Raw genomic sequence first — 25,330 nt, forward strand, 5'->3', positions numbered from 1 at the left:
ATCCAACGTTTCTTAGTCAAGCGCTTGTTACCCTCTCCTTGTATCCTTTATTTTTTGGACCTCTCAGTAAAGTAAAATTGGACTTATTACTAAACTGACCCTGCCTGATAATCCTGAAATTTGTATCTGAATTAAAATTAAAAATTTCAAATGACGGAAAATAAAGGGATAGTATTAGTTACCGGTGGAACCGGCTTCGTGGGCATGAGAATTATTTTGCAATTGTTGGAAAGAGGCTATCAAGTACGGACTACCATTCGCAATCGAAAAAGTATAGCTAAGGTTAAATCAGCTTTAAGCACCAATAACATTGCTTCGTTTGAACGCCTTTCGTACGAGGAAGCAGAATTGACAGAAGATACGAATTGGGCCAGGGCTATGGAAGGTTGCAGCTATGTGTTAAGTGTGGCTTCACCGGTGTTTTTTGATAAACCGAAAAAAGAAGAAGAAGCTATTCGTCCTGCGGTAGAAGGTATTTTGCGTATCCTAAAATTTGCAAAAGAGGCAGGTGTAAAGCGGGTAGTCATGACCTCCAATTTTGGAGCGGTAGGGTTTACCCAAACGGACAAAAGCAGGGAAACCACGGAAGAAGACTGGACAAAACCCGATGCCAAAGGACTTTCGGTTTATGAAAAATCCAAAACGTTGGCAGAGAAGGCGGCTTGGGACTTCATCAAAAGCAAAGGGGGAAATCTTGAATTTGCCACCATCAATCCGGTTGCCATTTTGGGTCCATCATTAGATTCTCATATTTCGGGAAGTTTTCATCTACTTGAAAATTTATTGAATGGCACATTGAAAGCAATTCCCAACATCCCACTGAATGTGGTGGATGTAAGAGACGTAGCCGATTTACATATCCGCGCCATGGAGAACCCAAATGCCAATGGCCAACGGTTTATCGCTTCGGCTGACGGACAAATTTCGTTACCTAAGATTGCGGAATTGTTGAGAAGTGAAAGACCCAAAGTGGCTCAAAAAGTCACCAAAAGAACACTGCCCAACTGGATTTTGAACATCGCAGCCATACTCAATGAACAGGCAAAAGAAGGTTTGTTTTTGACCAAAATGAACCGAAATGTAAGCAATGCCAAAGCCAAGAACGTGTTAGGCTGGAAACCTGTTTCGTCTCAAGAAGATGCCATCTTGTCCTCGGTAGATTCAATGGTAAAGTTTAACCTCATACATAAAGACCAATAAAATGGCAGCAAGAATAATCAGCGGTTTACTGATATTGGTAAGCTTTTACATTGGAGTGAGTCACGGTTCCCGTGTGTTTCAGAAACCTTCGGCGGAATATATTGAGATGATGACTGCGTTAGGAATTACCGATACCATTCGCACTATGTTGGGAGTCTGCTCTATACTTGCTGCAGTTTTAATCCTGTTTCCCAAAACATTCTTTATCGGAAATGTTCTACGGGCAGAGCTACTGATAGTAATGATGTCATTAGCCTTGAAAACTGGAAATTATAAATTTGCATTAATAGAAATTCCATTCCTTTTGATGCCTTTGGCGTTAATTTACTTAGGACATCCTTTCAAAAATGGGATTTGAAAATAGAACAATCAAATGAGAGCAATAGCCGGAGATCCCAGTGTAACTATTCTAAAAGAGCAGTTTATTCCTGATCATGTATTTATCTATGTTGCCAAAGGTGGCTTTCGGGTTTTTGATGGAAACAAAAGTTATACGTTCAGAGCGGGAGATGCCTGCCTTGCCAGAAAAAACAGGTTGGCAAAATATGAGTTACTGGATAGCAGAGACGGGTTTGAACCCATCCTTTTTTGTTTTGACGAACTTTTTTTACAAAAATTCTTGAAGAAAGACCGGTTTAAACAAACCTGTTTTTTATCAAAAGACGCTTTTATCCAGATCTCAAAATCAGCATTGATAGAAAGTTTCATTCAATCCATCAAGCCCTATTATAAAGGTATGATGGAATTGGATGAATTGTTTGAGGAGGTAAAATACGAAGAGCTTTTACTCATCCTTCTGAAAAGCCAGCCGGAACTCGCCGAAATTTTATTTGATTTTAGAAAGCCCGGAAAAATAGATTTAGAAGAATTTATGAATCGCAATTTCAAGTTTAATGTAAGTATTGTCCGTTTTGCGTATCTTACCGGACGTAGCTTATCTTCTTTCAAAAGAGATTTCAATACTATATTTGATGACACCCCAAGCCATTGGCTGATGCAGATGAGGCTGCGGGAAGCTTACATTTTACTAAATAAAAAAAATCAAAAGCCATCTGATTTTTACCTTGATTTGGGCTTTGAGAGTTTATCACATTTCTCCACCTCATTTAAAAAAATGTATGGTCATGCTCCCACCGAAATTTCGAGTAAGAATACCCATAGCAATAAGATCTAAATGTATAGGTATGGTTAAATTGAGCAATCATACAAAAAAAATCACTTGCCGTTTCTCCTATCATTGCAAAAGCATATGGTTTAATTGACTCCTACATTACAAGAAGCTTGAAACCGAAAAAAAAATTATTTAAATGATTGTCTAAATTCCACAGGGGACATATTGGTCTTAATCCTGAAAAGCTTGCTAAAAGACTGGGGATGTTCGAACCCCAATTGATAGGCTACCTCACCTATACTCAGGTCAGTTGCAGACAACAGCTCTTTTGCCTTGCCAATTAGTTTATGATGTATGAATTGCCGGGTATTTTGACCTGTGATAGAGCGTAACATATCACTCAAATAGCCTGGTGAAGTATTTAATTTATCAGCAATGGATTGAACCGTTGGTATACCTTGGATCGGAGGTTCGTCCATCCTGTAATGATGATCCAGAATTTCTTCCAGCTTTTGCAATAAATCGTCGTTTAGGATTTTCCTTGTCAGAAATTGACGTTTGTAAAAACGATTGGCATAGCTCAATAGCAATTCGATCTGTGCGATCATCACCTCCTGACTAAATTCATCCACCCTGCTGTCCAGCTCAAGTTCCATTATTCTGTAAACGGAAATGATAATTTGTTTTTCATCATCTGATAAATGTAGTGCTTCATTTACCGCGTAAGAGAAGTAACCGTACTGCTTTATTTTTTTTGCCAAAGGGTAACTCAACAAAAAATCCGGGTGGATAAGCAGAATGTAGGAGGAATTCTCATCACTGTCTTCCGAGTTCCCAATCAGTTGATCCGGTGCAATAAATATCATACTGCCTTCATTGAAATCGTAATAGTTCTGGCCATATTTCATTCTGCCACGGTTTTCCGTTGTGAAGGCTATTTTGTAAAATTCCATCACATCATAAACTGGAGCCTTCTCAGGATTGAATGGGTTGCTTTCATCAAAATGTGTTAAACTGATCAAGGGATGTCGCGGTTTGGGCATCCCAAAAGCCTGATGTATTTCGGATATGGAACGAAAACGCTTCAGATTTTCTTTCTTTTTTTTCATCTTATTAATGCATCATAAAAGCAAAACCTATATCGATAATCCATAGGTTTTGCTTTCTTTTTATTGTATTACCACGGAACCGTAATATTCGTAGCTGTTGTAAAAGTGCCTGAAGGCCCATTTTCATCCAAGGCTATGCGAATAGGCTCTGCTGCTGCTTCTTTCGGTGTTTGGGTGCCCAGAAAGTTGGTAAGTTGCGTTGAAGCAAATCCAGGACTTACCAGATTGACTTTTATATTTGAATTTTCCAGTTCTATCGCTAAAGACAGGGTTATGGAATTCAAAGCCGTTTTTGACGATGCATACATCACGTCAAGTCCACCCCGGAATGGAGAGTTAGGATCAGCATGTAATGTCAGAGATCCCAAAGCACTTGTTAGATTTACAATTCTTGCTGTCAGAGCATTATGAAGTAGAGGTAGTAGTGCCTGCGTTATGGCAAGGGTTCCAAATACGTTTGTTTCCCACACAATGCGCAATTCGTCTATGGATGCTACGCTCGCCCGCTGGGCGGCTCTCATTTCTTCTATCGTGCGATAGGTTTTTCCTGCGTGCGAAATTGCAGCATTGTTTACCAATAAATTAAGATATCCAAAATCTTTTTCTACCTCGACCTTTACCGCACTGATCGAATTTTCCTCCGTAATGTCCAATTGTATGGCTCGTGCGCCATGGCCAATTTCAGCTGCGGCAGCCTGGCCATTTTGCAGATTGCGTGCTGCCACATATACCGTATAGTCATTCCTGGCTAAGGCTTTTGCTATTTCAAACCCCATTCCCTGATTGGCTCCTGTAACCAATGCCACTTTCTTGTTGCGCGTTGTTTCCATTTTTTGCATCATTTTTATTGATTAAGATTCACATTGCAAAATTCTGGATTGTCATTAAAGCACTTGTAGTCAAATCGGGAATTGTCGAAGCCGAAATGCGGAATTTCCCTCAATTAGTTAAACGAAGCCCTAAACTCCAAAGGCGAAACATTCATTTTGTTTTTGAACAACTTGCTGAAACTCTGTGGATACTCAAAGCCTAATTGATAGGCTATTTCGCTAACAGAAATTTCTGTGGTTGTAAGAATGTCCTTGGCTTTTTCTATCAGCTTTTCATGAATAATCTGCTGGGTGGTTTGCCCCGTGAGTTGCTTCAGGCAGTCACTCAGGTACTTGGGCGATAAACTTAATTGGGACGCCAAATATGCAGGAGTTGGCAACTTTTGTTCCCCAGCATCGCTGAAACTGGCGTTCAATATATTTTCCACCTTGTTCAATAGCTCACTCCCTTGGGGTTGCCTGATTACAAACTGCCTGTTGTAATAGCGGCTAAAATGGGTAAACAACAAATCTAGTGCAGAAATAATTACGTCCTGACTAAACCTGTCTATGGGCAACAAATATTCCTTTTCAATTTGTTCAATAATAATTTCTATGGATTGTTGCTCATCTTCCGAAAGGATCAAAGCTTCATTGACATCGTAATCAAAAAAGCCAAAGCTTTTCATTTTACTGCTTAAGGGATAGGTTCTCAAAAAATCAGGGTGTATACTTATGATCCAACCCGCTTTTGCAAATGCAAAATCTTTATCCACAATGCTCACTTGCTTGGGGGCAAAACAGGAAATAATACCTTCATCAAAATCAAAAGGAGTTTGTCCATATTGCATTTTACAGGGACATTCTTTCTTTAAGGCAATTTGGTAAAAATCACTGATCAACTTGGTACGTTGGGTTAGTTCCGGTTGCGGAAAATGCTCAAAACGAAGAATGCTGAACAGTGGATGCTTCGGCTTGGAAATACCCACCACCTTGTGCATATCAGCCATGGATTTGAGGTGAATGGTTGAGGTCGTTGAATTCACTTTTCTACAGTTATTAAGTATCTGCTATTTTTTCCTGTATGACCGGGCAAAGCTTTTGGCTAAGAAAGCGTTTGGAAATAACGCAGATAAGCGGCTTGCCATCCGGTTCATTTTTCCTGATACAATATAATGCTTTCTTTTATCCAATGCGGTCAATAGCTCTTCAGCTACTTGTTCGGGGGTTTGCAGAGGCGTGGAACTGTTATATTCCGCATTCAGTCTTCGTCCCACTTCACCATCCATTCCGGCTGCATGGTTAAAATTGGTTTTGGTCAATCCGGGACAAAGCAACATCACGTGCACCTTGTATGGTTCACATTCTTGGGTGAGTGCCTGGGTAAAGTGGCGGACAAAAACCTTGCTGGCTGAATAGGTGGCCATATAGGGTATCGGTATAAATGATGCCATAGAAGCCACGTTGATGATTGTTCCGTTGTTACGTTTTTTCATCTCCCCCAGGAACATATGTGTCAATGCCACCAAGGATGAAATATTAAGTTGCAACATCTCCATTTCCGACTCCAGAGCCAATTCTGAAAATTCGCCGCCGGAACCGATTCCCGCATTGTTGATGAGCATTTCTACTTCCAGCCCGCGACGCTTCGTTTCTGTAAAAACCTGTTCAGCAGTTCCTGATTTCGCCAAATCCGCAGCAATAAATTGGGCATTGATGCCATACTTTTCGGTCATCTGTTTGCAGAGAGTGTCTAGCTTTTCAGCATTACGGGCCACCAGCAAAAGGTTGTGTTTTCTTTCCGCAAATTTGTGCGCAATGGCTTCCCCTATTCCACCCGATGCACCGGTTATTAAGCTTACTTTCATTTTTTTGCTCTATTTAAATTGATAGCGCAAAGTTGCGGCAGTCTATCTACCGGAAAGTGTCCAAAAGTCGGTTGTTTGTATTCAATTAGCGGGTTGGGTAATTTCATAATCGGATCCTATATCCCTAAAATGCTGTCCATAGCCGCTGTCATGGGCAAAGTAGATGGTTTTGTCGGTAGATTTGTCCTGAATCGTAAATGAGCCCCAAAATTGGATATTGGTATCGTTGAGCCATCTTCTAGACCAAGGCCGGGAAGACAAATAGTCAATTGCCAGCGCTTCGGATGTGTTGTATTGTTGGTACCAACCAGCTTCCTGAATTTGATTCTTTACACCCCAACCCTTCAGGATTTTTCCAATTTCCAAACCTGTCAGTATTATAGCATCAGGATTAAGTTTCGTAAGTTGCTTTACGCTGTTTTTATCTATGTGGTCACGGTGATTGTGCGAAAGCAAAAGGTAATCTACATTGTTTAATTCCGACAAGTTAAATGGGACTTTGGTGTAGCGTTTTAAAAATCTATTCGGGGCTACCACTGGATCAATTAACAGCCTAATGCCATTTATATCAACGATAAATGAAGCATGGCCTAGTGGGATTATAGCATTGCTGGTTTTCTCAGAAATATTTTCTATAAGCTGATAGATAAGTGTTGTTTGTTGGTTTTTTTTGAGTTTGGCAAGTGGATTATCACTACGCATCCAACGCAAGGCTTCACCAAAACTTTTGATGTCATCTCCATATATATTTGTGTATAAGCCCTCAGCGGTCAATTTATTGCCCGTCCAATCCGGTTTTACAAATTTTAATTCGCTGTTATATTTTTTTAATTCCATGGGATAGTTTATAAGTAGCATTAGAAACTGTTAGATGGCAAAAGATCTGCATTCACTTTTAAAGACTACGTATTTTTTGCTTTTAGTTCCTCTGGGACATAACCAAATTGCTTTTTAAAAGCATAAGAAAAATGGGTTAAACTTTCAAAACCAAGTTCTAAATAGATTGACTACGGTTTTTTGTTGCTTTTTTCTAGTTGATAGTGCGCCTCGGTAAGTCGTTTGTCCTGCAACCATTGTCGACCAAATATTTTTTGAAAATCACGTTTAAAGCCTGCAAGGCTTCTACCTGTTAGTTTCGCAAAGTTTTCAATCAGAACATTGAATTTGTAGTTTGACGACATAAACTTCTCCAAATTTTTGCCAATTCTGCCGGAGCATTCTATGCAGGAGGTGGACCACAGCCGAAAGGAAAGGCTTCCAACTGTACCGGATCATGAACGCCACTTGCTACCACAACTCTACGTGCGGGCTTTTCCTGTTATAATAACGGTACGTACTATTTTTTCTGTGTGCATCTTTTTAATCATTTAGAAAGTGATGCTACCAAGATTCCGGTAATGTTCTCGGAGCTTGTATCCAAAACTAACTTACTTGTAGTTAAATCAGGACCTGCAAAGGAAATTCAATTAGTCGGTTATCACTTAAAAATTTGTAAACAGGTTCATTAATTATAAGCTCTTCTGAATTCCAAAGGAGATTGAAGGGTCTTCCGCTTGAATAATTTGTTGAAGGATTGCGAGCGCTCAAACCCCAATTGATAGGCAATCTCGGAAACCGATAAGTTTGTAGTGGACAGGTATTCCTTTGCCTTGTCAATCAATTTGTCGTGAATGTGCTGCTGGGCACTTTGGCCGGTAAGCGAACGCAACATATCACTTAAATAACCCGGAGATAAATTAAGTTGACTTGCCAAATATTCTACCGTAAGAATACCCTCATGCAAACAATTTTCCTTATCAAAGTATTCGCTTATCAGCCGTTCTGCTTTAGTCAACAAATCGTTGCTTACAGCGTTCCTTGTGATGAACTGTCTTGCGTAAAAGCGATTACAATAATTTAGCAGTAAGTCCAATTGAGCCAATAGTACCATTTGTGTATGATGGTCTATAAATTGATATTCTTCCTCAATTTTTTCAAATATGCCAATTAGATTTTTCTCTTCTTTTTCAGAAAGATGCAATGCCTCCTTTACCTCGTACGAAAAAAAGTTGTATTTCTTGATCGTGCTTGCCAACGGATGCTTCCCTAAAAAATCCGGATGGAACATCAAAACATAACCACTTCCTAAGGATTCATTAAAGGAATTCGTGGCTTCTACCTCAACCGATTGAACTTGTTTTGGCGCAACAAAAATCATTGTACCCCTGTCAAAATCATAGTACTGTTGTCCGTACTTTATTTTGGTCTGAATATTTTTCTTTAGAGAGATGGTATAAAAATTGGTGGCAAATTTTTTCCATACCTCGGAATTTATTACGTGCAGTTCAGAAACCTGCACCACACTAATGAGTGGATGCAATGGCGGAGAAATTGATAATAACCGATGAAACTCGGATAAGGAATTTATAATTTTCATCGCTTTTATTATTTATAACGGCTTTTACCTCCCTTATTTTAAGCTGATTTGCCAATACAAAAAACCAAAGACAAGCAGGGCAAGTAGTTCAATAAGCAACCAATCTATTTGTTTGACAAAAAACCCGTCCATAACCAGTCCCATTAACCTGGCTAAGATTACGCCAAGTGTCAAGGCGGTCAACATTCCGGTTATTGTCAGCCAAAGCGTCCAATTGTTATGACCTAATAAGAAGATACCCAAACCAATCAGCAAGCCCCATTTCACCCTGATTTCTATCATCGTATTTGGGTCAACCGATAATTGGATTTTTGCAAGTATATCAGGTTTAAACGTGAATATAAATCCTAAAATAAGTGAAATAAAACCTGCTATTTTGGATATGGAATACATAGTTTTAAATTAAACTTACTACTTATTCGTTTATAAACTGACTTTTAATTTCTTTTCTAAAAGCCTCTGAACCTATTGATAGCCGCCGATCATAGATGGCATTTGCGTCTGGGCCAGCCACATACCGAACCTGATCTTTTCCGTCTGTTGCAGCTTCATACACGACCGCTGCGATTTGTTCGGCACTGGAGGCCTGAGCCATCATCGCATCTACATTGAAGAATAGCTTTTCTTCTAATGCCTGATATGATGAATGCTTTGCCGTGGCCAGCGATCTTCCGGTAAAATCAGTAGCGATTGCTCCAGGGGCAATGGTTTTTATACCGATATTATGTAAGCCCAGTTCAAAAGACATGCTTTCCGACCAGCCTTCTATTGCAAATTTGGTAGCATGATAAATTGAATGTAGGGGAAATGCCAATAGCCCGCCCATGGAAGTCGTGCTTATGAATAATCCTTGCTTCCTTTCTTTGAAATAGGGAATAAAGGCTTTGGTCACCCAAAGTACTCCCATCAGATTGGTATTGATTTGTCGTTCAATCTGCTCTTCGGTCAGAGCTTCCATCGCTCCCATCAGGCCATAGCCCGCATTATTGAATACCACATCTATATTGTGTGATGTAATTGCTTTTGCTACAGTGCCGGTAATCTGTTCCACACGGGTAACATCTAGCGGTAATAAGGTGACATTTTTCAACTGAGACAATTCTTTTTCCAGCTCAGGGTTTCGCATAGTGGCGATTACTTGCCAACCTTTTGATTGGAATAATTTAGCGGTTGCTTTGCCTAAACCGGAAGAGGCACCTGTAATAAATATTGTTCTTTCCATCTGACCATACTTTAAATTTGACAAAACAAAATTCAAAATAATCCTGCTGCCCAATGTTTCCGATATGCTGTAAGATGTATCCAAATCGCGGTTTGGCTATAAAGTAGGTACCTACATTGCTTCCAAGATCGAATTATGTGCATTTAGTATAGGTCCAGCGGATAAAATCCCAAGTCATTCAAATGAAAAAGCCTTGTTCAACCTCAATCCTAATCCCTTAGGTTAGCCTAAGACAGGCGTTCGGGAATTGGATCAGTTTAATGAAATTTAAAACAACAAGAAATGTTTTTCTAATTAAACGCTTTCCTAAATTCCAACGGAGACTGATTGGTTTTTTGCTTGAAAAGTTTGCTGAATGACTGGGGATATTCAAAACCCAATTCATAAGCAATCTCGCTAACTGACATACGGGTAACGCTTAACCTCTCCTTGGCGTAATCAATCATTTTACTTTGAATATGCTGCTGTGCATTTTGATGCGTATGGATACGTAACAAACTTCCCAAATAATTTGCTGAAATGCTCATCTCTTCGGCAATAGAACCAACCGTAGGTATTCCATATTCAATCCCTTCTTTATTATTAAAATAACGCCCTAGTATAGTTTCAAATCTTTCCAATAACTCATAATTGGATTTTTTACGGGTGATAAACTGACGTTCGTAATACCGCTCTGCGTAGATCAAGAGCCTTTCAAGCTGGTTGACAATAAGCTCCTGACTGAATTTATCTATAGCGGATTGGTATTCACTCTCTATGGTCAATAAAATTTGTTCAATGGTTTTCTCTTCCTTTTCGGAAAGGAAGAGAGCCTCATTTGCCGCATAACCAAAGAATTCAAAAGATTTGATTTTTTTGGACAAAGACGTGTTCCACAAAAAATCGGGATGAACCAGCAATAACCATCCACTGGGCTCTGCTATTGCTTCTTGATTGATTTCTATTTTCAAAAACTGAAGAGGAGAAATAAAACTAAGCAAGCCCTTGTTGAAATCGTAGACCTGCCGGCCGTAATTAAATTTAGCAGTGACATTTCGCTTTAACCCTATGGAATAGAAATCCTGAATCCAACTGATTTGGTTATCTTCAAAAGGATAAACCACCTTGCCGTAATCAATGAGACTAATGAGCGGATGCTCTGGCTCGGGAAGATTGCAAAGGGAGTGAAATTCTGATAGCGAGTTTAAGCGAAATGTCTTATCCATAATTTCTATTAATTGATTAATCCTGAATAAGCTGCCATTCAATAATAACCAGAGCATCATTTTCCAAGGGTAAATTTTCAATTAATCGATCCCCTACCCTTCGAAGTCTAAGTTCATCACTAGTTCTGTCCAGACCGTTCCAGTTGGGAAAAGATGAGCCGATTGCGTGTTGGGATGCAAAATCTCCTTTCTCATCGACAACTTGGGTTGTTACCAAATAAAGGCACCGTATCATCTTTTAGTTGAAGGTTAGCGGAAATAAGTTCCCCGGTTCCAAGTATGTTGTTAACTCTCATAGTATTTCGCGGATGTTGGTCTTGTGCATATGCATGTAAACTTAACGTCGCACATAGACCAATGATTAGTATATGAATGATTGTTTTAAGGATCAAAAACTCCTCCGGTCTTTGACAGAAGGAGTTTTATTGACCATCATATTACAACATCTGTCCTCCAGACACTTCAATACGCTGGGCAGTAATCCATTTGGCTTCGTCAGTGCATAAAAATGCCACTACACTTCCGATATCAGTAGGCAATCCAACACGACCCAAAGCCGTTTGGGAAGCAATGTGATTGTTCATATCGGAATTATCGCGAACCATTCCTCCCGCAAAATCAGTTTCAATTGCACCCGGCGCTACGATGTTTACCCGGATACCACGTCCACCCAAATCTTTGGCGAGGTACTTGGTCAGATTTTCCATCGCAGCTTTTGCCGAAGAATAGGCAGGATAGTACGGCAATATAATTCGGGTCAGTCCCGTCGAAATATTTACAATACCACCCCCGTCATTTATATGTGGCAAGGCTTTTTGTGTTAGAAAGAAAGGTCCTTTAAACTGAATGTCTACCAAAGAATCAAATTGTTCTTCGGTGGTATCCGCAAATACAGCGGTTACGCCAATACCTGCATTGTGGACTAGAAAATCGAATTTATCCGTCTTGAATTTTGACGACAATTCACCTGTCAGCCCACTGATGAAGGAATCGAATGTTCCTGTTTTTCCGGTATCCAATTGAAGCGCAAGAGACTTCTGCCCCATTCCTTCAATTTCTGCGACAACCTTATCTGCTTCCTCTTTTTTGCTGTGGTAGGTTAGGATGACGTCCAACCCTTTTTTTGCCAGGTTGAGAGCCATATCTCTTCCCAAACCCCGGCTTCCTCCGGTAACTAATGCTATTTTGCTCATCGTAATTAAATTTTAAAAAGCCCCACTACTGTGAGCACTTTCGGTTAAACTTTGTTTGATACAAAGCTACCTGACCATCACACCCTTTTGATTACAATAACCAAAGAGATACTTGCAAAAATCAAATCATCAGTGCAGAACGAAACTTCAGCGGACTTTCCCCGGTCTGCTTTTTAAAGAAGTTTGAGAAGTGTGATGTTTCTTCAAAAGCAAGGCAATCCGCAATCGTGGCTACCGGCCAATCTGTTTCCATGAGCAATGTTTTTGCTTCCTGGGCAATGCGTAGATTAATAAACTGTTTGGTGGTAAAAGAAGTCTCTTCCTTGAGGGTTTTATTGAGGTGGTTGCTGTGTATAGCCAATCTATCAGCATAGTCTTCTGCCCTACGCAGTTGCAGTTTTTGTTGGGGATTATCGATGGGGAATTGCCGTTCCAAAAGTTCTATAAAGAGGCTGGTGATTCGTTTACCCGCACTCATCGCACCCACTTTAGCATGCTTCGGCATTAATTTCTGTCCATTATGAATGAGCTCCAGCACATAATTTCGCAACAAATCGTACCGGAACTCATAGTCAGAATCCAGCTCTACCTTCATTTTCTTATAAATCAGGCTCAGGGCATTGTATTCTTCTTCAGGTATTTCAAACACAGGTGTAGCGCCCTGGGCGAATACCGGAAGCGCATCCATCTTTTCCCGCAGATTTTCGTTAGGTAAAAAATCATAGGTAAAAACACAGAAAAACCCGGATTGCTCTTCACTAGTGGGGTTAAAATTGTAGGGGATTTTAGGTGTGGCAAACAACAGCCCATAGTTACTTATTGACAGCGTTTTATCCGCATATTCCACTTTGTAACTTCCTTTAAGTAAGCTAATCTTAAAATAAGTTCGTTTGTCATAGGGCATTTCAGGAGAATCAGCCATCCGCTTGCGTACTTTTTCGATTTCAAATACATTGAAATGGCCCAATTGATCCGTAGCAATATGCGGATTGTCCGTCTTGATTTGGGCGTAAAATTCAGTCAGGGATGTTGCGTTCTTCATCCTTCAAATTTACAAAAATTAAACAATTGAATTTAGGGTGATTCTGATTAACTGTACAACGGATAAACCATGTATCATTCCTCCTTGCAGAAAATGTACCCGCCATGATGCAGGGTTTTTTCATCCACAAATTTACCCACCGCCGAAAACCCAGTATCATCTACATAGTCAATATGATTTCCGGAAACCTTATATTTTCCCTGATAGGCGCTCTTACGGTTTCCCCGTGCCTCGTCATAGCGATTGTTGGGCAATAATTCTTGGCGGATATGGTTATCTTTCGTAACCCACATCCCTATATATTTCTTCGTTTCTTCCATCGGTCTTTCCATTGTTATTGCTGTTTTTGTTGAATTCATTAAATCAGATAATTCATAGGTATCCAAGAAAGCGACTCCATCAATTATTTTGCCCTCTTTGAACGCCATTTTCCACAGGTAGGTATTTTCGTAAGACAGCCCGTTAATTGCAGTAGCCTTTGCCTTGAAGTGCAGCCAGACATATTCATTATCATTGGTAAGGCTTATCAACTCCGGTCTTAAAGGAGTAGCCAACTGTTTTAAAATAGGCTTTACCGCATTTTCCATAAAATCAGTTTTTCCGTGATATACCCCCGAGACAGGCGATCTCCCGGCTACGGTCCATATCGCATCTTCGTCTAGAAGATTGAAAAAGCTGCTTCCCTCATTTTTCCATTGGTCAAAATATTGGGCAACCAATTTTTTTGAAGCGCCAGTCGATTCCAAATCGTTGGAGTGAAGCGTCTTTATTGCACAAGAAATACCCAATAAAGACACCAACCCCATGATCATGAAAGACATCCCCCTGCTAATCTCCATCAGAATGATTTTTGGGCAGTGGGCCTTACTACCAATTCGTTTACGTCCACATCTGTTGGCTGAGAAACCGCATACGCTACAGCTTTGGCAATTGCCGACGCTGGCAGTAAATTGGTTCGGAACTGTTCTACTGCCATTTTCTTCAATGCAGGGTCAGAAATAGTTTCCGCCAATTCGGATTCCGTAGCACCCGGTGCGACTATAGTAACACGGATGTTTTTACTTACTTCTTGACGTAAACCATCGGAAATGGCTCTTACCGCAAATTTTGTCGCGCTGTAAACTGTAGAGGTTGGCCCTACCCAGCGATCACCAACAGAGGTGATGTTTACAAACTGACCACTATCCTTCTCTTCGAAGACAGGAAGTGCAGCAGCGATACCGTGTAAAACCCCCTTTATATTTACATCAATCATCTTGTGCCACTCTTCAACTTCATAGGCATTGATCATCGAAAGGGGCATCAATCCCGCATTGTTTATAAATACATCTACTGTATCAAACTCAGTTATAACAAATTTGACAAAGTCTTTTACATCTTCAGATTTGGTAACATCCAACTCTTTGTAAACAGCCTCACCTCCATTCTTTAAAATGTCATTGGCGATCGCTTCCAATTTGTCAACACGTCTTGCCCCCAAGGCAACTTTGGCCCCGAGACTTGAGAGATGGCGTGCAATAGCTTCTCCGATTCCGCTACTTGCCCCTGTGATCGCGATTACTTTTCCTTTAATGTTTTCCATTTTGTATTGATTTAAATTAGCTATACAAAGGTGCTCTTCAAAAGAGTCCAAAAAGTAATCAAATCAATAAATGCTGTGTTCAAATCGTGGATTACGCTTAAAGTACGCTAGTGCATTCACGTATTCCGAAGGAAATGCTGAGGTCAAAAAGTCTGGATTTTTCAATAAAGTAGGATTCACTGAGAAAACTGCCTCACGCGCAGTTCCTGCAGATGAAATCTACACGATTAAAACACACAGGGGAATAATTATTTTAATCGTCAAAATTTCTCCCAAGTGAAGTTCGTTTCAGGCCATTTCTGTTTTCGGAGCAGGTTCCTTTTGACCTCTGAAATGCATTCTCTATAAGCTCACTTTTAGGACTGATCCCACTTCCTCCTTTTTATTTTCAGGAAACAGGCTGTGCCACGTAGCGGAAAGTCCTGGATGCTCACCTCATCATAAAAGCCCTTTGAGGTCAGTTTTGATCCCTGAAGATGCTCGGGATGAATGTTGAGCTCCTCCAGATAAATGTGGTAGGCATTGTCTTTAAGTACTGCTGAAGTAACCCTGAAAAATTCAAGCAGGCCTTGCGGCAAAATCAAGCTGAGGTAGTCCTTTTCTTCCAATTCTTTTTTCAGCAAAGAAAATCGATTCAGGCAAATCCCCCAACTTTTAGGACTGATCCCCAATTTGTGTGAAAATCATGTGCAAATAAAAAAAGCACTTAGCGTGACTATTCGCTAAGTGCTTGATAATAAAGAGCCTCCTATCGGGATCGAACCAATGACCTACTGATTACAAGTCAGTTGCTCTACCAGCTGAGCTAAGGAGGCTTATTCCGTTATTGTGATGCAAATATAGCCGTTCACTTTACTTGCTCCAAACCCTCAGAAAAGAAAAATTCTATCTTCCTTATTCTGAGTGAGAAAAATTTAAAATTCCCGTAATATTGACAGCTTACTTTTCAATTTTTCGATCTCTTCTTCCGCTTTTTGAATTTTCACGTCAAACTGATCTTTCAACTTATCCGCAGTTCTAGAGGCTGCAAAGAACTCCAAATTATTTTTCCATAAGGTGATGTTGTTCTCCAATTCAGAAATTTGCTTACGGATACCGTGTTCTTTCTTGTTAAGAGTCTTCACGGCATTAGGGTCTGACTGTAGTCTGTTCAGGTTTAATCTGAAGAGGAAATCTTCTCTTCCAGCACCTTCCGGACTCAACTTTTCTAAGTATAAATCCACAGCCGCTTTAAATTGAGCTTGGATCTCTTTCATGGCCTTTCTTGGTACAAAGCCGAGATCATTGAATTGCCCTACCAGTTCGGTCAAGGTTTCCTCGGAAACCTCTCCTTTTTCAGCAGCGTCAGTAAGCTGCTTGCATATTGCCTGCTTGCTTACCAGATTTTCTTCAAATTCCGCTTCAGATTGCTTATTAGAGTTTCTTCTATTGTCGAAGAATGTATCACAAGCTAATTTAAAGCGCTTGTAAAGACTATCTCTACTTTTCTCAGGTGTAGGGCCAAGTTTTTTCCAGTCTTGCTGAAGCTTTACTAAAGCATTGGCTGTATTCTGCCAATCCGTATTATCCTTCAATTCCTCGGCCTTCGTGATCAGTTCCTCTGCCTTAGCCTGATTTGAAGCTCTAATTTCATCTAGTTCCTTAAAGAAAGAATTCTTATTCTGGAAAAATTGCTTGAAAGCGGCCCAAAAGAACTTATTAATTTCCTTTCCGGATTCTCTTGGTACAGGGCCAATTTTCTCCCATTTCTTCTGAATATCCAAGATTTCTTTGGTCTTGATATTCCAATCACGAACTCTATCTGCTTTGAATTCAGCAAATGGCTTTAGGGTTTCAATTAAGGCCTCTTTTTGATCCTGATTTGCTTGGAATACTTCTTTTTGACCTTCGTAAAAATCCTTTCTCCTATCGTATACAGCATCGGATGCACCTTTGAACTTCTGCCACAAAGCTTCCTGCTCTTCACGGGGAACAGGACCAATATGTTTGAATTCCTCGTGAAGATCATTCAATGACTTGATGGCATCTTTCAGATCTTTCACATCCTTCAGTGCTTCGGCTTTCTCTACAAGTTCTAATTTGCTTTCTAGATTCTTCTTGCGATCAAGTTCCTTGAGTTCAAAATAAATACTTCTATTGTCATAGAAGCGATCCATTAAAGCATTGTAGCTAGCCCAAAGACTTCTGTTTTGGGATGGAGGCACAGAACCGATACTTTTCCATTCTTCCTGTAAGGCTTTGATCGTAGACATGCTAAGAGTAGTCTCTTCTCCATCTACTAGATCACGAAGTTTATTCAGCAACTCAGTTTTGGCAGCCAAATTAGTTTCCTTTTGTTTTTCAGCCTCTTTTTTAAGTGACCCAAGCTGATGGCGATATTCGTAATAATAGGTATTAAACTCTTTCTCTTCATCACTTGGACGAAAGTCAAAATCATCCTCTACCCCACCCTCAGCTTTGAACCTCTCCAGTGCTTCGTCTTTCTCTTTATGGGTAAATTCATCGAAAGCAGCTTTGATCTCGTGGACAAGCTTATCGATTTTATAGATATTTTCTTGTTTGATTTTACTTTTCAACAAGGCAACCAGCTCAATTTTAGAAAGTGAAGTGATATCCACATCTTCCCCATGATGCTCATCTTCATTCTCTTCTTCGGATACCTCGGCAACTTCTATAGATTCGGCGGGAAGAGTCTTTCCTTCTTCAGGCGCTGCTTCTTTGGCTATACTTTCAGTTGAGGAATTTATTTCCTCCTTAACCTCACTGGTTTTCGCTGAATCGTTCTCCGGAGTTTCCACTTGCTCGACAGTGCCTTCTTCTAATGGCTTTTGGTCAGTTTCTACAGGTTTATCGGTATCTTCCGCATCTTCAGCAATCACTTTTGCAGGTTCTTCCTCTGAGGGATTCACTTCAGTAGTAGATCCAACGGTTCCACTAGCTACACTTTCTTCGTTAGCCTCAGGGTTGCTTTCCTTATCGATACTCTTTACCTCTTCTGATTTGGAGGATTGAGTCACCTTATCCTTTTCGGACAAATCATTACTTTTCTCAGTCATAAAAACAGTACTATTAGGGGGCAATATGGGCAAAAGTAGGGATTTTGCCTAATTTAATCTTGGATCTAGCGGATAATTTGCTATCACCTTAAACTCTCCACCCATATTCTTAAGTAAGTTTTTCCAGAGCTCTTCGGGTGTCAAATTGAAGGTTTGCTCATCGATATTTTCACTACAAACAATCCAAATTTCATCAGACAGCTCATCCTCCAATTGCTCTGAACCCCAACCGCTATAACCTAAAAAGAATCGTACTGAATCAGGGTTAATCAATCCAAGCTTTAACTTCTCCACCAAGGAATCATAATGTCCACCCCACCATATATTCTTTCCCAATGAAATACTGCCCTCCAATGCCATTTCTCCAATGTATATAAAGTGCAAGGTGTTTTGCTCCACTGGCCCACCGACAAATACATCCTTGTCCAAAAAGTCTAATGCTTCAACTAGCTCACCCAATTTAAGAATTGAGGGTTTGTTTATTATTAGACCAAAGCTTCCTTCTTCTGAATGCTCACAAAGCAAAACCACAGAACGAACGAAATTTTCGTCCTGAAGAAATGGCTCGGAAATCAGAAGATCACCGGCTTTAGGATTACGTTGTTCATCTTTACTCATTCTCCTTAAAATCTAAATTCTCGAAAAATATAGATCATAATTTTTTAAATGCAATGCCAATGGTAATTTTATATGCAAGATTTTATTGACCAACAACCTGCCATGGACATCTCAGCAATACGTAAAGACTATTCTATCAAATCGCTGGATATCAGCGATGTAAACATTAATCCAATAGTGCAATTTGAGTCGTGGTTTAAGGAAGCTATAAATGCTGAAGTCCTGGAGGTCAACGCCATGACAGTTGCTACTTTAGGGCTTGATGGCACACCCAATGCAAGAATCTTACTGTTGAAAGGTGTAGATACGGGATTTGTGTTTTTCACCAATTATCAAAGTCAAAAAGGCAAAGAATTGGCAAAGCATAATTCCGCTTCATTGACTTTCTTTTGGCCAGAACTGGAGCGCCAAGTACGGGTACGTGGAAAGGTAGAAAAAGTGACAGTGGAAGAATCTGATGCTTATTTTTTCTCCCGTCCCCTAGGTTCTCAAATTGGAGCGTGGGTATCCCCACAAAGTGAAACTATAGGTTCTAGGGAAGAAATAAACACCAATAAAGTCGATGTAGAAAAGCAATTTGAAGGAAAAGCTATAAGTCGCCCTCCTCATTGGGGGGGATACCGATTGCTGCCCTCAACCATTGAGTTCTGGCAAGGCAGGCCAAGCAGGCTCCATGATAGAATCAAATACGAATTTCAGGATGGCAAATGGATTATCACCAGACTTGCTCCTTGATTGACTACTTTAACCCGAAAAGATTATCAGTCCCTATCATTCGCTCCACGGTAAACCCCTCTCCATATTTCGTAAGTATTTTATGGCCAAATTCCCTGGCACGAGCTTCAATAAAAGGAAGAAATTCGGGATCTGAGATAAAACTTACAGGTTCTTCGCTTGACGGATCGTAAAACTGGGACTGAAATGCCAAAATGCTGTCGATTTTCGTTTGCCAGTAAGGAGTGATATCCATGACAAAATCAGGCTCAATGTAATTGTTTTGAATATAGTGATAGACATATTTAGGTCTCCAGGCTTCTTGCTGTACACCGTCAATTTGAGTTTCAATCTTACGGAGTCCACTCATAAAACAAGCCGTGGTAGCCAAGCCGGATCCCTTGCCATGATCAGGATGCCTATCTGATACTGCATTGGCCAAAACAATCTCAGGCCTGTATTTTCTGATCAGTTCGATCAGTTTCAACTGATGGTCTTCATCATTTTGAAAATACACATCCTTGAACCCCAAGTTCTCTCTAACAGAAAGATTCAGAATTTTGCCGGAAGTTTCCGCTTCCCGCAGGCGTAATTCCGGCGTTCCACGGGTTCCCATTTCTCCTTGTGTAAAATCCACTACCCCTACTTTGTGTCCTAGTGCCACATGAGCGGCGATAGTTCCGGAACATCCAAGCTCTGCATCATCGGGGTGTGCGGCAAATACCAATATATCCAGTTTCATGAGTTTATAATTTGATTTTTATTAACCATCCCGATTAGTCGGGGCGGGTTATAGAATCCAGAAGGTTGTATAATCATCACATTGCGTGACACACTTAAGGTACTACTACCTTACTCCGGCAGGCTCGATTCCATTACTATTCCAGTTTTTAAGTTCATCGTATTCGTAAATTCTGTCCTATGCGCAATATTGTACGCGTTGAAATTCCATTTAATCGGGTAAGTGAACTGACCGAAACTCCATATTTACGTGCAATAGATCCCAGATTATCTCCTTTTTTCACTTTATGATAGGCATTTGTTCTTGCAGGAACATTTGCTTTTGCCTGAGCAGTATTACCAAAAAGGCCAGGAGTGATTAAATAATTTTGGCTCCGGATTTTATATTCCGGAAAATCATATACTTTCTCCGCATCAAATGCCAAGCCTCGGTAGCGAAGCTCGTAGTGAAGATGTGATCCTGTACTTCTACCTGTGTTTCCTCCTTTAGCTATCAAATCCCCCGCTTTTACTTCCTGTCCTACTTCTACAAGCTGTCTGGATAGATGACCATAAAGTGTTTCCAGGCCATTTTTATGCCTAATTACAATGTAATAGCCATATCCGTACCTGTCATAAGATTTAATACGCACTATTCCATCAAATCCGCTGTACACGGAATCTCCCGTATCCAGATCTAAGTCGGTTCCATAGTGCCAGCGCCTCCATCTGTATCCATATGAAGATGTTATGGGAGTTTTCGCTAAAGGCATTTTCCAATTGTAACCAAAAAATTCATCGTAAAGACGGATATTTACCGTGTCAGTAAAGGTCTTTGGGTCAAAGTTGTAAATGTCAATTTTATTTGAATCCCAAGATGAATAATACTCAAATGCTGTGACCCAAATACTGTCTATTTGAATCTGCTCAGATATTTTGACAAGCTGATTCGTTGGAGCCCAAATGATAATATTCTGATCCTCGCTTATGATAGAACGAACTCGACCTAAATTCACATTATTTTCAAAAATAATGGAATCAGTAACCGAAGATAATGTCCGAAGATAAGAGTCTTGATCGAATGTCCTTAGCTCGATATTTCTCCTCTCATGGCCTACTTCAGAGGGTTGGGTCGTGTTGTTTTTCTTGATAATCTTAGGAAAAATTTGAGCATTGACACTTAAAGTGCCAATGCTCAAATTTATACAAAAGACTAAAAATAGGATCGAATACCTCATTTATTGGGTTTAATCATTCTCGAACTCAGCCAAATACCGTTCAGCATCCAGTGCAGCCATACAGCCAGTACCCGCCGCAGTGACTGCTTGTCGGTAGATGTTGTCCTGCGCATCTCCACAAGCAAAAACACCCTCAACGTTGGTTTTAGTACTTCCTGGGATAGTTTTGATATAACCGGCCTCATCCATGTGAATAAAATCCTTGAATATGGCGGTGTTTGGTTGATGACCAATAGCAACAAAGAAGCCAGAAATAGCAATTTCTGATTTTTCTCCTGTTTTATTATTAAAGATTCTTACACCATTTACTTCGTCCTTACCCAAGATCTCATCAGTCTCTGTGTTCCAGAGAATTTCTATTTTAGGATTGTTCATGACACGTTTTTGCATAATCTGAGAAGCACGCATCTCATCTTTACGAACAATCATATAAACTTTGCTACATATATTGGATAGATACGAAGCTTCCTCGCATGCCGTATCCCCTGCACCTACTACTGCAACTTCCTGTCCTCTGAAAAAGAACCCATCACATACCGCACAGGCAGAAACACCTTTTCCGTTCAGCCTGCTTTCACTTTCTAGTCCCAGCCATTTGGCAGAGGCTCCCGTCGAAATCAAAACTGTATCTGCATTAATAGTGACTTGCTCATCGATAATCACCGTATGCGGCTTAGTAGAGAAGTCTACACTTGTGGCTAATCCATACCTCACTTGAGCACCAAAGCGTTCTGCCTGTTTTCTAAAGTCCTCCATCATCTCAGGACCTGCCACACCATTCGGGTACCCAGGATAATTTTCCACATCATTTGTGATGGTCAGCTGACCACCCGGCTGTCCGCCAGTATATAATACAGGAGAAAGCCCTGCTCTGGAAGCGTATATAGCAGCGGTATAACCTGCCGGTCCTGATCCGATGATCAAGACTTTTACTTTTTCAATTTCTGGTTTCATTAATAATAATATATTAAATTGGGCAAATTTCAGGAATTCTACTCTGGTAACAAAGTTGCATATTGTTAAAATTCCCTAAGCTTGCGGCTTTTGGGAATAATTCTGCTTACCGGCAGACGCATAAATGTAATCTCATAAAAAAAGGGGGCTAAAAACCCCCTTTTATATTGTATGCTTACTTATCCGAGGTAAGGTTTTAGCGTCTTACTACGGGAAGTATGTCTCAGTCGACGGATTGCCTTCTCTTTTATTTGTCGTACCCGCTCTCTGGTAAGATTGAATTTTTCTCCGATTTCTTCCAAAGTCATCGCATGTTCTCCATTAAGACCAAAATAAAGCGTGATTACATCAGCTTCTCTCTGGGTCAAAGTAGAAAGTGCACGTTGAACTTCTTTACGAAGGGAATCATTCATCAAGCCATCGTCAGGCTTTTCGTCCCCGTCATTTTCCAATACATCCAAAAGGCTGTTTTCCTCACCTTGCACAAATGGTGCATCCATAGATACGTGACGGCCGGAGATCTTCATAGTATCCACTACTTCATTGGCAGTTACCTCAAGCACCTCTGCTAGTTCTTCAGGGGATGGCTCACGTTCAAACTTCTGCTCAAGCTCGCTGAATGTCTTGCTGATCTTATTCAATGAACCTACTCTGTTCAATGGAAGACGCACAATTCTTGACTGCTCCGCAAGTGCCTGTAGGATAGATTGTCTAATCCACCATACGGCATAGGAGATGAATTTAAATCCACGGGTTTCATCAAATCGCTGTGCAGCCTTGATCAAACCAAGGTTGCCCTCATTGATCAAATCCCCCAAAGAAAGTCCTTGGTTCTGATACTGCTTGGCAACTGATACTACAAATCGAAGGTTGGCCTTGGTCAGTTTTTCGAGTGCCAATTGGTCACCTTCTCTAATTCGCTTGGCCAGAACTACCTCTTCATCTGCTGTCAACAGGTCAACTTTTCCAATCTCTTGAAGATATTTATCCAGGGATTGACTTTCTCTGTTGGTAATCTGTTTGCTAATCTTTAGCTGCCTCATTCAGGAATATGATTTGTGAAATTTAATAGTTTAAGAGAATCAAATTAATCAATTGTATCGATTAACCTTATGCACTAGGTGCTTGTTTTTCAGGTTTTGGCAATAAAGCCTTTCTAGAAAGCTTGAATTTACCGGTCTTCTTATCGACGTCGATTAATTTAACCTGTATTTCTTCTCCCGGCTCAAGTACCCCATCCATGGTTTCCACACGCTCGTGCTTGATCTCCGAGATATGAAGTAAACCATCCTTACCCGGCATAAATTCCACAAAGGCGCCAAAAGGTTGAATGTTTTTTACTTTACCTGTGTAAACCTCTCCTATTTCGGGCTGAGCCACAATCGATTTGATACGGGATAGTGCTGCATTAAGTTTATCCTGATTGGCAGAAAAAATATTGATCTTACCCTGATTGTCTATTTCTTCGATCACAATGGTAGCTCCTGTATCCTTCTGGATCTCTTGGATCACTTTACCGCCAGGTCCGATCACTGCACCAATCAATTCCTTTGGAATCATCATGATGAATGATCTTGGGGTATGGGGCTTCAATTCTGCCTTAGGTGCTGCAAGTGTTTTGGTGATTTCATCCAAAATATGAAGTCTTCCATCCTTAGCCTGAAGCAAAGCCTCCTTCAAAACAGAGTAATCCAATCCCTCTACTTTCAAATCCATCTGACAGGCAGTGATACCTTTAGCAGTACCGGTCACTTTGAAATCCATATCACCCAGATGATCTTCGTCTCCCAAAATATCAGAAAGAATAGAATACTTACCTGTAGTGGCATCAGAGATCATACCCATTGCTATGCCCGTAACAGCCGATTTGATTGGAATACCGGCGTCCATCAATGCCAATGAACCGGCACAAACCGTAGCCATGGAAGATGAACCGTTTGATTCCAAAATATCAGAAACGATACGGATAGTATATGGATTCTGATCAGCCGGGGGAAGTACTTTTTTCAAAGCTCTCATAGCAAGGTTGCCATGACCTACTTCCCTTCTTCCAGGTCCTCTGTTTATTTTTACCTCCCCTGTTGAAAATCCCGGGAAATTATAATGAAGATAAAACTTATTAAATCCAGAAATGGTCGCCCCATCTACCATCATTTCGTCCATCTTAGTACCCAAGGTACAAGTGGTAAGAGATTGAGTTTCTCCTCTGGTAAATACTGCAGAACCGTGGGCAGATGGCAGGTAATCAACTACGGACCATATAGGTCTAACTTCGTCAAGTTTTCTACCATCTAATCTCTTCTTCTCATTCAAAGTCAAGTTTCTGGCAGCTTCCTTATGGATTTTGCTGAAATATGGACCGATTAGACTTGCTTCGAACTCATGCTCTTCACCCAAGCTGGCTACAAACTCTTCTTTGATTTCTTTGATCAAAGCCGAACGCTCAGATTTATTAGCTATTTGTTTGCTTACAGAGGCATATAGTTTGTCGTAAACATCAGCTCTCATCTTATCGAAAAGTGCCGGATCAGACTTCTCGTGATTGTATTCTCTTTTTACTTCTTTGCCTACAAGTTTGGTCAACTCGATTTGGGCTTGGCAATGTCTCTTGATTTCCTCATGAGCATATTGCATTGCTTCCAGCATCTCCTCTTCTTGAATCTCATTTGCTTCGCCTTCTACCATTAAGATAAATTCCAGCGAACCCGCAACTATAAATTCCAAAGAAGCTTTTTCCAACTCACTTGGAGTCGGATTGATTTTCAATTTGCCATCGATTTTCGCTACACGAACCTCAGAGATAGGGCCATTGAACGGGATATCAGAAACAGCCAAAGCTGCTGAAGCAGCAAGACCGGCCAATGCATCAGGAAGCACATCCTCGTCTCCACTTATTAATGTAATGGCGATCTGGGTATCTGCATGATAATCGTCCGGAAAAATAGGCCGAATAGCTCTATCCACAATTCGGCTAATCAATATCTCATAATCGGAAAGTCTTCCTTCCCTCTTCAAAAATCCTCCGGGAATTTTCCCTGAGGAAGCAAATTTCTCTTGGTAGTCAACAGACATAGGTAAAAAATCCACCCCTTCCCCAGCTTCCTTCTTGGACATTGCTGTAGCCAAAAGCATAGCCTTTCCCATCTTCACTACTACTGAGCCATCAGCCTGCTTAGCCAATGCACCGGTTTCTATTATAATTTCTCTGCCATCTTCCAGGGTGATGGTCTTGGTGATTAAGTTCGGTAACATAAATGATTGTTTGTTTGCGTC

General features: G+C 40.5%; 26 protein-coding genes and 1 tRNA gene. 4 read left to right on the top strand and 23 right to left on the bottom strand.

From position 1 onward, the window contains the following. Positions 1-150: 150 nt before the first annotated feature. From ID165_RS09270 to ID165_RS09280, 3 genes are read left to right on the top strand one after another with little or no spacing between them, the layout of a single operon-like run. Positions 151-1,200 (top strand): aldehyde reductase, encoded by a 1,050-nt coding sequence (locus ID165_RS09270; RefSeq protein ID WP_192350066.1) that lies wholly within the window; start codon positions 151-153, stop codon positions 1,198-1,200. Between the two features lies 1 nt (position 1,201). Then, positions 1,202-1,558, top strand: a complete 357-nt coding sequence (locus ID165_RS09275; protein WP_192350067.1) for a DoxX family protein — start codon at positions 1,202-1,204, stop codon at positions 1,556-1,558. 15 nt (positions 1,559-1,573) lie between these two features. After that, a complete protein-coding gene (locus ID165_RS09280) occupies positions 1,574-2,374 on the top strand; it encodes an AraC family transcriptional regulator (protein ID WP_192350068.1) in 801 nt (266 codons plus the stop codon). A 125-nt stretch (positions 2,375-2,499) separates the two neighbouring features. Here ID165_RS09280 and ID165_RS09285 read toward each other — a convergent pair whose 3' ends face one another. The 18 genes from ID165_RS09285 to ID165_RS09370 form a co-directional block, all read right to left on the bottom strand. After that, positions 2,500-3,420: an AraC family transcriptional regulator gene (locus tag ID165_RS09285; RefSeq protein WP_192350069.1), complete on the bottom strand. Its 921-nt coding sequence runs from the start codon at positions 3,418-3,420 to the stop codon at positions 2,500-2,502. A 68-nt stretch (positions 3,421-3,488) separates the two neighbouring features. Then, positions 3,489-4,250, bottom strand: coding sequence for an SDR family NAD(P)-dependent oxidoreductase (locus tag ID165_RS09290; RefSeq protein WP_192350070.1), 762 nt, complete (start codon positions 4,248-4,250; stop codon positions 3,489-3,491). A 113-nt stretch (positions 4,251-4,363) separates the two neighbouring features. After that, a complete protein-coding gene (locus ID165_RS09295; protein ID WP_225587052.1) occupies positions 4,364-5,275 on the bottom strand; it encodes an AraC family transcriptional regulator in 912 nt (303 codons plus the stop codon). A 24-nt stretch (positions 5,276-5,299) separates the two neighbouring features. Beyond that, positions 5,300-6,097, bottom strand: a complete 798-nt coding sequence (locus ID165_RS09300) for an SDR family oxidoreductase (protein WP_192350071.1) — start codon at positions 6,095-6,097, stop codon at positions 5,300-5,302. Between the two features lie 81 nt (positions 6,098-6,178). Continuing rightward, positions 6,179-6,934 carry an MBL fold metallo-hydrolase gene (locus ID165_RS09305; protein WP_192350072.1) on the bottom strand — a complete coding sequence of 252 codons (756 nt, stop codon included), beginning with the start codon at positions 6,932-6,934 and terminating at the stop codon, positions 6,179-6,181. Between the two features lie 667 nt (positions 6,935-7,601). Continuing rightward, complete coding sequence (locus ID165_RS09310) at positions 7,602-8,513, bottom strand: AraC family transcriptional regulator (protein WP_192350073.1); 912 nt, start codon at positions 8,511-8,513, stop codon at positions 7,602-7,604. A 33-nt stretch (positions 8,514-8,546) separates the two neighbouring features. Continuing rightward, a complete protein-coding gene (locus ID165_RS09315; protein ID WP_192350074.1) occupies positions 8,547-8,906 on the bottom strand; it encodes a hypothetical protein in 360 nt (119 codons plus the stop codon). A gap of 22 nt (positions 8,907-8,928) precedes the next feature. After that, positions 8,929-9,735: an SDR family oxidoreductase gene (locus tag ID165_RS09320; protein WP_192350075.1), complete on the bottom strand. Its 807-nt coding sequence runs from the start codon at positions 9,733-9,735 to the stop codon at positions 8,929-8,931. Between the two features lie 290 nt (positions 9,736-10,025). Continuing rightward, positions 10,026-10,940: an AraC family transcriptional regulator gene (locus ID165_RS09325; RefSeq protein WP_192350076.1), complete on the bottom strand. Its 915-nt coding sequence runs from the start codon at positions 10,938-10,940 to the stop codon at positions 10,026-10,028. 16 nt (positions 10,941-10,956) lie between these two features. After that, complete coding sequence (locus ID165_RS09330) at positions 10,957-11,175, bottom strand: hypothetical protein (protein ID WP_192350077.1); 219 nt, start codon at positions 11,173-11,175, stop codon at positions 10,957-10,959. Between the two features lie 202 nt (positions 11,176-11,377). Further along, positions 11,378-12,133, bottom strand: a complete 756-nt coding sequence (locus ID165_RS09335; protein ID WP_192350078.1) for an SDR family oxidoreductase — start codon at positions 12,131-12,133, stop codon at positions 11,378-11,380. Positions 12,134-12,254: 121 nt separating this feature from the next. Further along, entirely contained in the window at positions 12,255-13,175 is a 921-nt protein-coding gene (locus ID165_RS09340; RefSeq protein WP_192350079.1) for an AraC family transcriptional regulator, read from the bottom strand. 74 nt (positions 13,176-13,249) lie between these two features. Further along, positions 13,250-14,014: an Atu4866 domain-containing protein gene (locus ID165_RS26700; protein WP_225587053.1), complete on the bottom strand. Its 765-nt coding sequence runs from the start codon at positions 14,012-14,014 to the stop codon at positions 13,250-13,252. Further along, positions 14,014-14,757: an SDR family oxidoreductase gene (locus ID165_RS09350; protein ID WP_192350080.1), complete on the bottom strand. Its 744-nt coding sequence runs from the start codon at positions 14,755-14,757 to the stop codon at positions 14,014-14,016. Before ID165_RS09350 ends, ID165_RS26700 begins: the two co-directional genes overlap by 1 nt. Before the next feature lie 356 nt (positions 14,758-15,113). Beyond that, positions 15,114-15,380, bottom strand: coding sequence for a transposase (locus ID165_RS09355; protein ID WP_192350081.1), 267 nt, complete (start codon positions 15,378-15,380; stop codon positions 15,114-15,116). Between the two features lie 119 nt (positions 15,381-15,499). Next, positions 15,500-15,572 (bottom strand) — tRNA-Thr (locus ID165_RS09360). Positions 15,573-15,671: 99 nt separating this feature from the next. Continuing rightward, positions 15,672-17,813, bottom strand: a complete 2,142-nt coding sequence (locus tag ID165_RS09365) for a DUF349 domain-containing protein (RefSeq protein ID WP_192350082.1) — start codon at positions 17,811-17,813, stop codon at positions 15,672-15,674. A gap of 48 nt (positions 17,814-17,861) precedes the next feature. Next, complete coding sequence (locus tag ID165_RS09370) at positions 17,862-18,431, bottom strand: YqgE/AlgH family protein (RefSeq protein ID WP_192350083.1); 570 nt, start codon at positions 18,429-18,431, stop codon at positions 17,862-17,864. Between the two features lie 102 nt (positions 18,432-18,533). Between ID165_RS09370 and pdxH the strand changes: the two genes are divergently transcribed. Continuing rightward, positions 18,534-19,166, top strand: coding sequence for a pyridoxamine 5'-phosphate oxidase (gene pdxH, locus ID165_RS09375; protein WP_192351418.1), 633 nt, complete (start codon positions 18,534-18,536; stop codon positions 19,164-19,166). A gap of 4 nt (positions 19,167-19,170) precedes the next feature. On the opposite strand, the gene bshB1 is transcribed toward pdxH, so the two are convergent. The 5 genes from bshB1 to pnp all read right to left on the bottom strand — a co-directional run bounded on the left by bshB1 (position 19,171) and on the right by pnp (position 25,309). Continuing rightward, positions 19,171-19,887, bottom strand: coding sequence for a bacillithiol biosynthesis deacetylase BshB1 (gene bshB1, locus ID165_RS09380; RefSeq protein WP_192350084.1), 717 nt, complete (start codon positions 19,885-19,887; stop codon positions 19,171-19,173). A 154-nt stretch (positions 19,888-20,041) separates the two neighbouring features. After that, complete coding sequence (locus tag ID165_RS09385) at positions 20,042-21,103, bottom strand: M23 family metallopeptidase (RefSeq protein ID WP_192350085.1); 1,062 nt, start codon at positions 21,101-21,103, stop codon at positions 20,042-20,044. 9 nt (positions 21,104-21,112) lie between these two features. Then, a complete protein-coding gene (gene trxB / locus ID165_RS09390) occupies positions 21,113-22,057 on the bottom strand; it encodes a thioredoxin-disulfide reductase (RefSeq protein ID WP_192350086.1) in 945 nt (314 codons plus the stop codon). Between the two features lie 179 nt (positions 22,058-22,236). Next, positions 22,237-23,100, bottom strand: coding sequence for an RNA polymerase sigma factor RpoD/SigA (locus ID165_RS09395; protein ID WP_057936313.1), 864 nt, complete (start codon positions 23,098-23,100; stop codon positions 22,237-22,239). Between the two features lie 67 nt (positions 23,101-23,167). Further along, on the bottom strand, positions 23,168-25,309 hold the full coding sequence (gene pnp / locus ID165_RS09400; protein WP_192350087.1) for a polyribonucleotide nucleotidyltransferase: 2,142 nt from the start codon (positions 25,307-25,309) through the stop codon (positions 23,168-23,170). Positions 25,310-25,330 lie beyond the last annotated feature (21 nt).

The organism is Algoriphagus sp. Y33 (assembly GCF_014838715.1).
Lineage (GTDB): Bacteria > Bacteroidota > Bacteroidia > Cytophagales > Cyclobacteriaceae > Algoriphagus.